Annotated in this window: 14 protein-coding genes and 1 riboswitch; of the genes, 6 read left to right on the top strand and 8 right to left on the bottom strand. The window is 30.3% G+C overall.

All coding sequences use genetic code 11. From position 1 onward, the window contains the following. Nucleotides 1–21: 21 nt before the first annotated feature. The 6 genes from EGM88_RS01815 to EGM88_RS01790 form a co-directional block, all read right to left on the bottom strand. Nucleotides 22–1,581: a PL29 family lyase N-terminal domain-containing protein gene (locus tag EGM88_RS01815; RefSeq protein ID WP_123896258.1), complete on the bottom strand. Its 1,560-nt coding sequence runs from the start codon at nt 1,579–1,581 to the stop codon at nt 22–24. A 19-nt stretch (nt 1,582–1,600) separates the two neighbouring features. Next, nucleotides 1,601–2,758, bottom strand: coding sequence for a YncE family protein (locus tag EGM88_RS01810; protein ID WP_123896257.1), 1,158 nt, complete (start codon nt 2,756–2,758; stop codon nt 1,601–1,603). Between the two features lie 22 nt (nt 2,759–2,780). Next, nucleotides 2,781–4,832 (bottom strand): TonB-dependent receptor plug domain-containing protein, encoded by a 2,052-nt coding sequence (locus EGM88_RS01805; protein ID WP_123896256.1) that lies wholly within the window; start codon nt 4,830–4,832, stop codon nt 2,781–2,783. A gap of 104 nt (nt 4,833–4,936) precedes the next feature. Continuing rightward, nucleotides 4,937–5,167, bottom strand: a riboswitch (cobalamin riboswitch). A gap of 147 nt (nt 5,168–5,314) precedes the next feature. Further along, nucleotides 5,315–6,334, bottom strand: coding sequence for a methylmalonyl Co-A mutase-associated GTPase MeaB (meaB, locus tag EGM88_RS01800; RefSeq protein ID WP_123896255.1), 1,020 nt, complete (start codon nt 6,332–6,334; stop codon nt 5,315–5,317). Between the two features lie 193 nt (nt 6,335–6,527). Beyond that, on the bottom strand, nt 6,528–7,244 hold the full coding sequence (locus EGM88_RS01795) for a DUF4197 domain-containing protein (protein WP_123896254.1): 717 nt from the start codon (nt 7,242–7,244) through the stop codon (nt 6,528–6,530). A gap of 24 nt (nt 7,245–7,268) precedes the next feature. Further along, nucleotides 7,269–7,961, bottom strand: coding sequence for a DUF4919 domain-containing protein (locus EGM88_RS01790; RefSeq protein WP_123896253.1), 693 nt, complete (start codon nt 7,959–7,961; stop codon nt 7,269–7,271). A gap of 260 nt (nt 7,962–8,221) precedes the next feature. Between EGM88_RS01790 and ctlX the strand changes: the two genes are divergently transcribed. Next, nucleotides 8,222–9,160, top strand: a complete 939-nt coding sequence (ctlX, locus tag EGM88_RS01785; protein ID WP_123896485.1) for a citrulline utilization hydrolase CtlX — start codon at nt 8,222–8,224, stop codon at nt 9,158–9,160. A gap of 46 nt (nt 9,161–9,206) precedes the next feature. Here the strand turns inward: ctlX and coaD are convergent, their stop codons facing one another. Together coaD and EGM88_RS01775 are read right to left on the bottom strand one after the other, a co-directional pair. Beyond that, nucleotides 9,207–9,659, bottom strand: a complete 453-nt coding sequence (coaD, locus tag EGM88_RS01780) for a pantetheine-phosphate adenylyltransferase (RefSeq protein WP_123896252.1) — start codon at nt 9,657–9,659, stop codon at nt 9,207–9,209. A 101-nt stretch (nt 9,660–9,760) separates the two neighbouring features. Beyond that, the gene (locus EGM88_RS01775; protein ID WP_123896251.1) at nt 9,761–10,222 is read right to left on the bottom strand and encodes a DUF4442 domain-containing protein; all 462 of its coding nucleotides are present in this window, start codon (nt 10,220–10,222) and stop codon (nt 9,761–9,763) included. Nucleotides 10,223–10,463: 241 nt separating this feature from the next. On the opposite strand from EGM88_RS01775, the gene EGM88_RS01770 reads away from it, so the two are divergent. The 5 genes from EGM88_RS01770 to EGM88_RS01750 all read left to right on the top strand — a co-directional run bounded on the left by EGM88_RS01770 (nt 10,464) and on the right by EGM88_RS01750 (nt 14,626). Beyond that, on the top strand, nt 10,464–10,913 hold the full coding sequence (locus tag EGM88_RS01770) for a DUF4870 domain-containing protein (protein ID WP_123896250.1): 450 nt from the start codon (nt 10,464–10,466) through the stop codon (nt 10,911–10,913). Nucleotides 10,914–11,023: 110 nt separating this feature from the next. Then, a complete protein-coding gene (locus tag EGM88_RS01765; RefSeq protein WP_123896249.1) occupies nt 11,024–11,368 on the top strand; it encodes a PadR family transcriptional regulator in 345 nt (114 codons plus the stop codon). After that, nucleotides 11,361–13,322 (top strand): PspC domain-containing protein, encoded by a 1,962-nt coding sequence (locus EGM88_RS01760; protein ID WP_123896248.1) that lies wholly within the window; start codon nt 11,361–11,363, stop codon nt 13,320–13,322. The genes EGM88_RS01765 and EGM88_RS01760 overlap by 8 nt, the downstream gene beginning before the upstream one ends. Next, on the top strand, nt 13,322–13,801 hold the full coding sequence (locus EGM88_RS01755) for a nuclear transport factor 2 family protein (RefSeq protein ID WP_123896247.1): 480 nt from the start codon (nt 13,322–13,324) through the stop codon (nt 13,799–13,801). The genes EGM88_RS01760 and EGM88_RS01755 overlap by 1 nt, the downstream gene beginning before the upstream one ends. Nucleotides 13,802–13,915: 114 nt before the next feature. Further along, nucleotides 13,916–14,626 carry a head GIN domain-containing protein gene (locus EGM88_RS01750; protein WP_123896246.1) on the top strand — a complete coding sequence of 237 codons (711 nt, stop codon included), beginning with the start codon at nt 13,916–13,918 and terminating at the stop codon, nt 14,624–14,626. Nucleotides 14,627–14,684 lie beyond the last annotated feature (58 nt).

Here is a 14,684-nt window from a genome sequence, read left to right as displayed (position 1 = left end):
CTAAATTGTAAAAGTCATTTTCTATTCTAAATTTAAATCTATAAACCCTTTTACTTCGGTTGAAACTTCACCTAACCATCCTCCTGAAGCTCTATTGGCACTATATACTTTTATAAAATCTACCCCTTTTAAATCTACAGATTCTCCGTCACTATTTATGGCCCAACTGATATCTATTTCTCCTTTTTCATCATTATTACTCCAATTATCTACATAACCCCATTCGTATGCAGGGTTTACCCAAAAACTTCCGGTGCCTGATTTGTCATAAATGTTTGATTTTAAGTAAGTACCTTTAAAGGTAATGCTGTCTCCTTTCCATAAAGGATAAAATGACTGTCTATGAAACGAATTTTTTGAGATGTAACCTGTTTCACCTTGATTATCTTTCCAACGAATATATTTTGGCTCATTTGCATTAGCAGGCTCTTCATCTGGTTTGTAATATGTAATTTCATAATTTTTAATAGTAGAAGGTTTGTTGTGTTCAGACCCAGCAATTTCATACCATTCATCATCAGGTAATCCATTTCCGTTAGCATCATAAGATACCATTACAATTCCAGGTTCAGCCCAGCTGCTGTATGCATTTCCTAATACTATAAAATCATTACCTTCTTTGTTAATAATAGTATGGTCAAACCCCATTTCTACATAACCTCCAAATCCTCCAAGGCTTATCATGCTTCCTGCTGTTAATTTTTCTTCTACCAATTCTCGCATTGTTTCATCGGTATCTTCTGGGGTAGCTTCAGGCATGGCATTTGTATATTGTCCTGGAGCGGGAAGGAAATCAAAAACTTTTGTTATTTTATTTTCATAAGTTTTATTAGCAACAGTAATTGTAATTGTTTTAGAATTTTCTCCAACCATATTTTTTGCAATAAATTCTAGATTATAATTTCCTGGTTCAGCAAAAACATGGAGTAAATTACTAGTAGCAGCAATTTCTTCTCCGTTTAATAACCATTTGTAAGTAGCATTTTCTGTATTATTTATTTCAGGATTAAGTCGAAACCATTGCATTTGATTTACAGAGAAACCTTCAGTAGGTTCTGTTAGACTTATTTCAGGAACACTTGCTTGCATACTAATTGTTCGGCCATCAGCAAAGGTAAATGTCATAATACCATCAGCTAAAGATATAGATATAATTTCTGAAGCATCTTTTCCGTCTTGGCCTGATGCTGAGACACCTGTATCAACACCATTAATCCACCAATTTCCATTAGACTCGATAGTTATTTTTGGAGCTTTTCCGTCAGCTCCAGTATCTCCTTTAGCTGGTTTTCCAGAGTCTACACCATCAATCCACCAATTGCCATTTTCTCCAATTTCTATAAAAGAAGAAGTGTTACGAACAGAGAGTTCAGAGCCATCACTCATTTTAATGACATAGCTACCATCATTAGATTCATAGCTTACAACATAAAGTCTTTTGTCTAGTGCATCAAGCAAATTTTCGTATTGAGCCATCTGCTCTTTTAATTCATTGACATCATCTTTTAAATCGTCAATATCGTCTTTGTAACAGCCAGATAAAAGCAAGGTTGTTATTACTAAAAATAAAAGTTTTTTCATGGTTTTTAAATTTTAAAAATTATGGATTAAGTGTTGTTGTTTTTAACTGAAAAGTAATATGTCCAGGAATGTCACCTGTAGTTACGGTAAATTTTGTATTGCCATCTTTATCAATACAATAGAGTGTTCCGGGAGAAACATAATCTCCAGCATCTGTTATATAAATAGTTGAAGAAACAGGGTCTACCGCAATTCCGTATGGAGTTTTTATGGCTTCAGATACGGTTTGAGGTAAAAAACTATTGTCTAATAAAGTTTCACTTTTTACATCTATCATAGAATAATTAATTACCCAATCAAACGTACTATAATTGAATTCAGAACCTATTATATAAGCTGTATCTTTAGCAATAGTTAAGTTAGAACAAGCAATATCAAATGATTTTTTTACGGAATCTGATTTTGTATCAATAACAAAGAGTTTTGAAGGGGTTTCATAATAATCTCCACGAGAGCTTACATATAAATCACCATAGTCATCTGCTTTTAGACGGTGTAAGTTTATAGCAACATCAATATCTTTAATTTTTGTAAAGGTGTTTAAGTCTATGACAGAGATTGTTCTTTCATAATTCGGAGGACTATAACCTCCTGAGTTGGCTACGTATAGTTTTTCTCCAACTATTGCTATTTCTTCAGGTTGACGACCAACTTTTACAGCATTTGTAATTTCTAAAGAAACGGTATCAATTTCTGCGACAAATCCATTAGCAGAAGTTTCACCTAATTGTACTTCACCATCATAAGCACTTACATAAGCTTTACCATTAGAAAATGTAACATATCTACAGTTTTTAATATCAATAACTTTAATGCGTTTGGAAGTTTTAACATCCATAACCTCTAGCTTGTTGGAATTGTTAATAACAGCATATAATTTTGATCCGTAAATGCCAATATCATTTCCAACATCTCCTAAACCTAAGGTAGCTTCTGGATTAGCTTCACCATAGATATTGCGACTATATGTTCCTGTTTGGTAGTCGTAGTAATCTAGTGAGGCTTTGTTCATATTCATATTGCCTTCGTTCAGTAAATAAAACCCTTCTACAGTTGTTACTGTTTCTGTGGGTAATGTCTCTTCTTCACCAGGAATAATGGTGTCGTCTGAACGGCATCCTGATAGTGTTATTACCGATAAGGTGAATAACAGCCAAAAATTGTAATTTGTTTTCATTGTTTGTTAATAATTATTTATGTTAAAAAATCAGTGATAGGTTTAAGCGATAGTTTCTTCCAGGCATCGGAAAATTTAGAACTACATCATAATATTGGTTAAACACGTTATTTACTTCTATACCTATTTTTAAAGGCATTTTTAAAAATTTACTATTCCATGTAAATGCTAAATCACTAGTGTACCAAGGTTTTACATAATTTACAGGGATATTGGCTTTTTGACTGTATCGTTCTCCTGTATAAATAAAACTGTAGTTTATTTGCCAATTTTCCCAATTTAAAGATGAGGTTAATGTACCGCTATGTTTTGGGGTATATGGTATTTGGTCTCCATAAGTAGTAGTACTTTTAGTGACGTCAATAGCCTGTTGATAGGTGTAATTCAGTCCTAAATTTAACGTCGTTTTTGAAGGTAGCTGAAAGCTAAAATTTGCATTTGCTTCAAGCCCTTTAATATCTACTTCGCCAAGATTCATCATGGTCCAACGAAAAAGATTTGATGAAGGCATAGCTATAATTTTATCCTTTATGTGGTTGTAATAGACATCAGCTTGTAAAGAGAGTGATTGTAAAAAACCTATTGATTGACTAATGTATGTAGCTCCAAAATTATATTGTGTTGTAAATTCTGGTCGTAACGAACTATTGCCTACAAAAGTGTAATATAAATCATTAAAGGTAGGCATACGAAAAGATTCTTTATAGTATGCTCTTACACGAAATTTTTTTGTGTTAAATGGCTGATATGATGCAGATAATACAGGACAAAAAACATATTGATTATCACCTTGTTGATAGTATTTTACGTGTTCGTCAATATAACCACCAAGTAAGTTTGCCTGAATATTGAAGCGATTCCAACTCATGTGGCTTGAAAATGCACCTAAGTATGAATATCGAGTGGGATATGGAAAACGATACAGGTTAGCATCTAACGTGTTTACTGAATAGTCAGTAGCTAACGATATACTCCACCAGTTTTTTAGTGTATATTGATTAACTATGGAGGCATAAAATTCATTTTGATAATATTTATTATCTAAGGCCCCTTCAAGGGTTTTGTAATCAGGGTCTATATATCTGCTGTAATCTCTACTAAATTTTAAATTGACTAATAGTTTATGTTTTTTGAAATAAGTATTTTGTAACATGCCGTGTACAAAAATATTTGTATCCCATTGTCTCTGTACATGTTTGTATCTATTGGCTACAATAGCTCCTGGAAGCCCTCTTTCAGAATTGTATAGATAAGCCTTTAGTATCGCATTACCACCTCCCTTTAGTTTTGCGTGTAAAGACAATTCACTTCGTAGAGCAGTTATATCACCATTTTGGCGTGTAGCGGTAGTGTCGTATCCTCCATCTTTTTGATAGCGATATTTATAGCGTCCATGTGCTTTGACCCATTCTGCACTTGCAGATAAGGCTAATTTTTTAGATAATTTCTGCTGATAAAGAAATGATGGGCTTATAAGACCAAAAGAACCTATTTTAAAGGTTGCTTTTACTTGTGATTTTTTAGTCTTAGAAAAATGTGGGGTTTTGGTTTTTAAAAATAAGGTATTGGAAGAGAATAATCCACGAGCAGGTTGAAGTATAGAAGATTTTTGGCCATTGTAAAGTTCTATAGCTTCAATATTATCAAGTGAATATTTACCCAAATCTACTTGTCCGTTTTGAGCATTACTAATAGACATTCCATCATAAAAAACAGCAGTATGAGCACTTCCTAGGCTTCTTACATTTACAGTTTTTAGACCTCCAACACCACCATAATCTTTTAATTGAACTCCTGAAAAGTAGCGTATTGCATCCGCAACAGAAAAACTATTTAACTTTTTTAATTGTTGCTCAGATAATACTTGAGCGGGCATAGGCGATTTTATCTTAAACTTATGCCGTGTTGAAATAAGGGTGATTTCTCCCAAAACGGTTCTACCAATAGAGTCAAGACTTTTATCAATCTTAACTTTTGAAGGGTTACTTTGTGCATATAGCATATTTGATAACATAACCCATGTTACCAATAGGGTACTGATAGGGTGTGACCCCCCTTTTTTACATAAATACATAAAAACTATTTGATGATGACCAAATAGCTTCAATGGAAAAAAATGAAATCAAATGTTAATTTTGATTATTGCATCTGGTTTCAAAGCTTTATTCCACGAAAGCTCTAAAAAAACATGCAGTGGCAGGTATCCTGACTTATTCCCATTTTGAACAGCCTTCCCATCCCTAAATATTGGAACAGTGGCAAAAGAGTGGTCTTATCACTTTAAAGTTTTAGACCTGTCAAAATGTTGAATGGAACTTACAGTAACGGGTTTGTTCAGGATTTTCACCTGATTCCCTCTTCGTTAACTATACCGAAAGGCATAGTTAAACCATTGCGAGTACAAAGGTAAATAAACTGTTTATGATAGGTGCTTAATTTTAGAAAAAAAACTAAGTTTTTTTTATTATTTATAGCAAAAATAAATTGAATTTTTTTCTGAAAATAAATAATAAATCTGTAGAGAATTATGAAATAAACTTGACTATAAACTTCTATTTATTTACTGTTTTTCTCAAAAGAATTTTTAAACTCACCAATAATTTTTTCTGCGGCTTTTACAGGAGAAATTTTAGCTTCAATAATATCTTTTTCTAAAGTTTGTAAATGGCTTTTTATATTTGTTGAACCGTAAAATAATTGTTTTAATTCTTCATTTATATTATTGTACATCCATTGTATTTGTTGGTGATTTCTATTTTTGATAAAATAGCCATTTTCTAATACTAACTTTTTATATTTTTTTATTTCATTCCAAACCTTATCAATACCTATGTTTTTTATAGCAGAAGCAGTACTTACAACAGGGCTCCAACCTGATTCTGATTGAGGAAATATATGTAATGCGTTTTGGTATTGTCTTTTTGCCATTTGACTCATTCTCACATTTTCGCCATCAGCTTTATTAATAACTACCATATCTGCCATTTCCATAATTCCTTTTTTGATTCCTTGTAATTCGTCTCCGGCTCCAGCAAGCATTAATAGTAAAAAGAAATCTGTCATGCCATGCACGGCAGTTTCAGATTGACCAACCCCAACAGTTTCAATAAGTATAACATCGTATCCAGCAGCTTCACAAAGTAATACAGTCTCTCCAGTTTTATTTGAAACTCCTCCTAGAGTATCACCAGAGGCTGACGGTCTAATATAGGCTTCTTCTAAATTTGCTAATTCTTCCATTCTGGTTTTGTCACCTAAAATACTTCCTTTAGAGCGTTGGCTGCTAGGGTCAATAGATAATATGGCAACTCGATGACCTTGTTGTATTAAATGTTTTCCAAAAACTTCAATAAAAGTACTTTTTCCAACACCAGGAACTCCAGTAATACCAATTCTAATTGAATTTCCTGAACTTGGCAAAATAGCTTGAACAATTTCTTTGGCTAATATTTTATCACTTTCCAAATTACTTTCTATAATGGTAATAGCTCTTGATAAAAGAACCCGATCTCCTTTTAATATTCCATCAATATATTCCGATGGATTTAATCTGTTTTTTGACTTATATTTCTTCATGGATTAAGTATTTTAACCAAAAATATTGTTTGTCAAAAATATTACTTATAAGCTTAAAAAGCGAATAAAAAGGATGGTTTATTTAGTCAAATAAAGATAATTTTTACTCAGAAAAAGTAAAATGAATCTTAAGCACAAATTTGAGTGCTTTTAATCAAAATGTTGTACTGGTTTAGTTGTTTTTAAATGCTTATTATTGACCGTCTTGTAATGCAAATACTCTTTTTAAAACATCAGTAGTTCTTGAAGAAGCTTTTGTTCTTATTTCTTTCTCTTCTACAGCAATCATTGTGTAAACACCTTCTAATGCTTCTTGAGTAACATAATTTGTTAAATCAGGATTTACTTGTTTTACAAAAGGAATTGTGTTGTATTTATTAATTAAGTTTGCCCAGATTTTATCTGCTCCTACTTTGCTAAATGAAGAGCTAATTACGGGTTCGAATTTAGCGTATAACGCATCAGATGTTCCTGTTTTTAAAAATTCTGTAGCTGCATTATCGTCACCTAATAAAATATTTTTAGCATCTGTAAATGTAATTCCTTTAACTGCATCAACAAATATTGGTGTAGCTTCACTAACAGCATCTTCCGCTGCTCTATTCAATATTTTTATCCCTTCTTCCGCTAAATTGCTTAATCCGATGTCTCTAAGTGCTTTATCAACTTTTTTAAGTTCTTCTGGCAATCCAATTTTAACTAAATTGTTTTTATAGAAACCATCTTCGAGTGTTAATTTTTTTACTTGTTCGTTTATACCTTTATTTAGAGCTTCTTTTAATCCACTTGCAATGTCTGCATTGGTTAAAGTGCCACTAGGTAAAGAGTTTACAACTTGTTGAAGTTCTGCACAAGAACTAAGTGTTATAAAAAGAATAAAGAGAAAGGGTTTAATATAAATTTTAGTCATGGTATTTTTATTGAGTTTGCAAAATTATTCTTTTTTGCTAAATATATTGTTCATATGATTTAAACTTGCACTTACATTAAAATAGAGTCCTTCAAGTTCATCTTCATTTTCTACTAAAGTTAGGTATTCATAATGGTCTATTAAACTTTGACTTCCACCAAACTGATAACCTAATAGATTTAATAAAGTATGTTCGTGAGTTGGACTTATAACATAAAAAGCAGTTTCTTTAGAACGGCCGTCACCAGAGCTAAACATCGCATCGGTAACAATTCTCATTTTAGTATAATCTTTAAGAACTCCAATAGAATCTTTCATTTGTTTTTGAGCGTATATTTTATAATTTATTACTCTTAAACTAAAAGGATTGTCTTTTAAAAGAGAATCAGAATATTTAACTATGTTTTTTAAATCGCTGGTATTATAATTTTTCTTTTTTAATGTAATTCTTAAGCTATCAGAATAATCTGATCTGGAATAAGGAGAATACGATTTGTGGTAAATATAGCCATAATACAAATGCCTTTTCTCTTCTAAAGTCATTGTAGTGTCTGCTTTATTGTATTTGTCTATTAATTTTGGATAATAAAAGGTTGAGTTTTTTCGAGAAATTTCTTTTTTTATCAGATCGTAATTTGGTTTTTTAACAGATGTATTTTGTGCGTATCCTACAAAAAAGCAGTACGTTAAAATAACACATAATAATGTTTTTCTCATTCAAATTTCATTTTTTATATGTATTGAAGTCTTCAATATACATAACGAAGTTAGTATTGTTTAAGTATGTTAGTTCTTTTTATAAGGATGCAATTTACTAATTAATATACACTAAAATAATCAATTAATTTATAGTATTAGAGTCTATTAGAAGTACCTTATATTTGTTTTTAATTTAAATATTTTTAATAGAATTATATAAAAATTATAATATTATTAAATTTTAAGTTAGATTTGGGTCTTAAAATATGAATATAATAATGCAACAGGTAACAGATACTATTTTAATGGTTCGTCCAATAAAATTTAGGATGAATGAGCAAACTGCGGTTAATAATTATTTTCAAGAAGATTTAAGTTTAAAAAATATAGAAATTAATAAAAAGGCTCAACAAGAGTTTGATTCATTTGTTGCTAAATTACGAGCTGCAGGTTTGTATATTGTGGTTGTAGAAGATATTGAGAGTCAAGATACTCCTGATTCAATTTTTCCTAATAATTGGGTCTCTTTTCATGAGAATGGAGACGTTGCTATTTACCCAATGTTTGCTGAAAATAGAAGGGCTGAACGTAGAGAAGATATTTTTGAAATCATTGAAGAACAAGGTTTTTTAATTAATAATATAATTGATTATACCTCAGCCGAAGAAGAGAATATTTTTTTTGAAGGAACAGGAAGCTTAGCGTTAGATAGAATACATAGAAAAGCTTATTGTGCCCTTTCGCCGCGTGCAGACGAGGAATTAATTATAGAATTTTGTGAAGATTTTGAATATACACCAGTAATTTTTACTGCCTATCAAACTGTTAAAGATAAACGTTTGCCAATTTACCATACAAATGTGATGATGTGTTTGGCAGAAACCTTTGTTATTATTTGTTTGGATTGTATTGATGATAAAAAAGAAAGAAAAAATGTATTAAAACATTTAAAAGAAGATGGTTTGGAAGTAATTGCCATAACAGAAGAGCAAGTTGCTAATTTTGCTGGTAATATGTTGCAAGTAAAAGGCAAAGATGAGAAACGATATTTGGTAATGAGTGAAGCAGCCCATAATTCTTTAACTGAGTCTCAGCTTAATAAAATTAATAAACATTGTGAAATCTTATCAAGTCCAATAGACACTATTGAAACATGTGGAGGAGGTAGTGCTAGGTGCATGATGGCAGAAGTATTTTTACCAAATAAAAATAATTAAATACATCTAAAAACAAAAAAAACACTCTATTGTGGGTGAATTTAATTTAAACTCTTACACTATCAGGGACTAGTAAAGTATAATCTCCTTTGTTTCTAATAACATCTCTTACAATAGATGAAGAAATAAATGATGTTTCTGCTGCTGTTAATAAAAATACAGTTTCTATTTTAGAGAGTGTTCTGTTGGTGTGTGCAATTGCTTTTTCAAACTCAAAATCAGCAGGATTTCGTAAACCACGAAGTATAAATTGAGCATCTATTTCTTTACAGAAATCTACTGTTAATCCTTCATAAGTAACTACTTTTACTTTTGGGAAGTCTTTAAAAGCATCGTTTATAAACTTTTTACGTTTTTCTAAGGAAAACATATACTTTTTATCAGCATTTATGCCAATTGCAATTACAACTTCATCAAACACATCAACTCCACGCTTAATAATATCGTAATGTCCTAGAGTTAATGGGTCAAAAGATCCAGGAAATAGTGCTCGTTTCATAAAATTATGTTGTCAATTTTAAAGCAGCAAAATACAAATAATATCTAAATTAAAAGAGCTAAAAAGTCAAATCTAACCTACTTTTAGAGTTTATAATTTGTTTATTGTGATTTTATCTTAATACCCCATTCATATTCAAATTTAGAAACCAAATCTCCCTCTTCATCAAAACCTTCAGCGGTCATGGTTAATGTTTCACCTTTACCAGAAGCTATGGTTTTATCAATAGTTTGTTTTACTAAATGTCCATCTTTGCATATAAAATTTATTCTTCCAGTGGCTTTTTTGGTAAATGTACCAGTTTGTTTGGTAACTAACATAGATATTTTTTTTCCACTTTCATCAATTTGTTTCATTACTAAAATTCCAGTTGCCAATTCAGAAGCCATTCCTTGGGTTGCCCAATACAAGGATTTAAAAGGATTTTGATTAATCCATTTGTGTTTTACAGTTGCAATGGCTTCATTTTCATTTATAGACTTTACTCTGACTCCTGAGATATAAGCCGAAGGAAGTTTAAAAAGTAAGAATTTATTAAGGTTTTTAACTGTAAATTTTGACATAAAATAAATTTTATTGCAAGATAAGGAATTAATGTGTTTTTATTATTGTTTTAGAAATATCTATCGTGTTGTTTTGGTATGTGGTTGTATATTAATATTTTAGGTGTGTTTTTGTTGTGGGTTTTTTGCTCATTAAAATCAATTAAAATGTTAAATAAAAGTTAAAATACAGTACTTTGTATTGCATAGTATCATCTTTTGTACATATATTTGCATAAGAAAGTATTATATGTATTGTTTTATGTTAACTAAAAACGACAAGAATATCGGAACTTTAATTCATCTGTCTGCTTTTTTTAGCTTTATTTTTCCTTTTGGAAGTGTTATAGGTCCTCTTATTATGTGGGTTATAAGTAAAGATAAAAGTGATTATTTGAATAGAAATGGAGTAGAAGCTATCAATTTCAATCTCAGCTATACACTTTATATATTTATTTTGGGATTACTTATGTTTCCATTTGCATTTGGAGCATTTTTTAATAATATACGAAATATGGAAAGCTTTGATGATTATCATTTTAATTTACATTTTAATGTTGATAATTTTTTTGGTCTTTTCAGTGTTGGAAGTTTAATAGGTATAATTGCATTTGTTAGGTTTTTACTAATAATTGTAGCTGCCATTAAGGCAAATAGAGGAGAAGTATATAATTATCCGCTAGCAATAAATTTTATGAAGGATAAAAATTAAATAATTAAAATATCTTAAAAACTTATCACAAATGATACAAATTTTAACATCATTACTTATTTATCTGATTAATTTTATATTAATCGTAATCAGTAATTAAACAGACAAAAATGAAGATAGAAAATACAAAAGCACAAATGCGTAAGGGTGTGTTAGAATTTTGCATTTTATCCATACTACAACATGGTGATGCATATACTAACGAGATACTCTCAAGCCTTAAAGATGCAAAATTGCTGGTTGTTGAGGGTACTATTTATCCTTTACTTACTCGGCTTAAAAATGCAGGTCTGTTAAGTTATCGTTGGGAAGAATCTACATCTGGTCCACCACGAAAATATTATGGGTTAACCGAAACGGGCACTTTATTTTTAAGAGAATTAAATACTACTTGGGCCGATTTGGTCTCGGCTGTAGATACTGTAACTAGCAAAAAACCAACAAATAATGAATAAGACTATAAATATAAATTTAGGAGGAATCTTTTTCCATATTGATGAGGTAGCTTATCAAAAATTAAAAAGATATTTAGATGCTATACGTCGCTCTTTAAGTGATGACCCTCAAGGTAGAGACGAAATTATAAATGATATAGAATCTCGAATAAGCGAGTTGCTATCTGAGAGAGTAAAAGATCCTCGTCAGGTTATTAGTGAAAGTGATATTGATGAGATAATTGCGGTAATGGGACAACCCGAAGATTATATGATTGATGAAGAGTTGTTTACAGATGATTCAGGTAAAAATTATAGCAGTAAATCTTCAAATAAGAAGTTGTTTAGAGATGGCGAAGATAAATTTATAGGAGGTGTGGCATCGGGAATGGCTCATTATTTTGATGTAGATGCTATATGGATACGAATTGCTTGGTTAGTTGCTATTTTTGGTTTTGGAGTTGGACCTATTGTTTATATTATTTTATGGATTTTATTGCCAGAAGCAAAAACTACAGCAGAAAAGTTGCAAATGGAAGGAGAAGCTGTTAATATTTCTAATATAGAAAAGAAAATAAGAGCTGAATTTGAAGATGTTTCTGAGAGTGTAAAAGGGGCGGCTAGTGAAGTTTCTGATGCCGTAAAAGGGGCATACGATAATGTTTCTAATGCTGTAAAAAAAAAAGATCTAAAAACCGGAGGTAAAAGAGTAAAATCAGGATTACAAACTTTAATCCAAACCATAGGAAATATAATTTCTGCTCTTTTTATGGTTATTGGAAAATTTATTGGAGTTGTAGTAATTGTAGTTTCAATTATTGCCTTAATCGCCCTTGTAATTAGCTTGTTTACTGCTGGAACCTTTGATTTTATGGGAGTTGATGGAGGTATTAATACTAATTTTGACACTTTTAATGTTACTGGTGTTCCTTTTTGGATAATATCTTTGCTTATTCTTATTTTAATAGGAATTCCTCTTTTAATGTTATTTGTATTGGGGCTGTTTATTCTGTCTAACAGAACTAAAATAGTAGGGAGAACTACAAAGTTAGTGTTATTTGCGGTTTGGATTATTGCATTGTTTGCAGCCATTTATTTGGGCATTAGACAAGGTGCTGAATTTATTAATGAGGGCACGTCCGTAGAGAAAAGCGAGATTGCTATTACACCTTTAGATACATTAATAATAAAAATGATTGATAATGAAGATCTATCAAATAATAACAATTTTAATCATAAAATCTATTTTAAAAAAGTACTAGATGCTAATAATCAGATACAATATTATTCAAATGATGTTAATATTTCTATTAGAAAATCAGATAGTACTGAAGCCTACACTAAAATTTATAGAAGAGCAAACGGAAGAACCCGATTAATTGCAAGAGAAAATGCCGAACGAATCGATTATGAATATCAACAAATAGGCTCTAGTTTATTACTTAATAGTTATTTTTTAACAGATAGTAAAAACACATTTAGAAATCAAGATTTGAGAATAAATGTATTTCTGCCAGAAAATCAAATTATTTATTTTGACGAATCTTCTCGGGTGTTTTTAAATAGAATTAAAACTACTAATAATATGTATAGCAGAGATATGGCTAAACATTATTTTAGAATGACAGATGATGGTTTAGAATGTTTGGATTGTCCTCCTCCAAAAGCTAAACGTAATAATGAAGAAAAAATTAGCATGTTCAAGGTAATGGATTCTATTAAAAAAACTGGAAATTTTGAAAGTGTAAATTATAAATTTGCAGGAAACACAATAAAATTAGACCTTGATAAAGGTGATTTGGGTAATTGGGATAAAGATTCTATAAGTAAGGTTTTTGCACGTCAAGTATTTTATGTTTCAGATAGAACAAAACGATATGAATACATTTTGATATCTCTAAACAATTTTAAAAATAAAACTTCAGAAAACGACGATAATAAGAGAAGCTTTCTATATGAAACAAATGAATTATAATGAAAAAAGTTAATGTAGTTTATGTTTTAGTTTTAATGTCACTTTCAACATTTGCTCAGATATCAAAATCAACAGAATTATATCTCGATCTAAAAAGGAATGATAGTTTAATTTTTGATTCTAGTTTTAATACGTGCAATCTAGATTTGTTAAGGACATTAATCCATGAAAATTTAGAATTTTATCATGATGAATCTGGAGTTATATATGGAAAAGAAAATTTTATCCAAAACACCAAAAATGGTTTGTGTAAATCATCATATAAATTTAGACGAGAACTTCTCGAAGAAACTTTAGAAGTTTTTCCTTTAAAAGATCGTCAGGATAATTTATATGGAGCTATCCAAAAGGGAACACATCGTTTTTATCAAGATGATAAAAGAACAAGCATAGCCTATTTTACACATCTTTGGGTTTATGAAAAAAACAATTGGTTACTAAAAAGAGTATTGAGTTATAATCATAAAAAAGAAAAATAATAATTACAATTCATCTATAAATAAGTACAGTTCAGTAATTAAAAATGTTGTAATTAAAAGAGGTATATTAATTTTGAATACCTTTATAAACATAACTAACTAATAGTAATAACAATGAAAAATTTATTTAATGTTTCAGTAGTAATTCTTCTTTTGATAAGCACCTCTTGTATGTTTGATGGTGTTAAAGGAAATAGAAATGTAATTACACAAAGTAGAACAGTTTCTTCAGATTTTGATGAAATTTCTGTAAGTCATGGCATCGAAGTTCGCTTAACGATAAGTGATGTGCCGTCTTTGTCTCTTGAGGCGGATGAAAATTTACACGATTTAATTATTACCGAAGTTGAAGATGGAGTGTTGCGTATTTATTCTGAAAAAAATATTTGGAGTGCCAAGTCAAGAAAAATCTACTTGTCTACTTCTAATATTGTTAAAATTAAAGCTTCGAGTGGTTCAAATGTAATTTCAGAAAATACCATATCAACTGACGAGTTAGAAGTTAATACCTCAAGTGGAGCCGATGTGAATTTAACGGTAGATGTATCTAATTTAACTTGTAATACTAGTAGTGGATCAGTTGCTAAGTTAAAAGGAGCTACAGGTAGTTTTAATGCAAGCTCTTCAAGTGGAAGTGATATTAAAGCTGATGAATTAACCGCAAAAACATGTATTGCTAATGTTTCAAGTGGTGCAAATATCTCTGTTTTTGTAACAGAAAAATTAGATGCTAATGCCAGTAGTGGTGGAGATATTAAATACTTTGGAGATCCAGAGCACGTTGAAAAAAATAGTTCTTCTGGTGGAAAAATTAGAAATAAATAAATACAATGTTGAAGTGAATTTTATAAAACTAGCTTCATTCATTTTAGTAAAAAAATAG

This window comes from Aureibaculum marinum, assembly GCF_003813905.1.
GTDB classification, from domain to species: domain Bacteria; phylum Bacteroidota; class Bacteroidia; order Flavobacteriales; family Flavobacteriaceae; genus Aureibaculum; species Aureibaculum marinum.
Note: the sequence above shows the minus strand (reverse complement) of the source record. Positions and strands in the feature narration are given on the sequence as shown.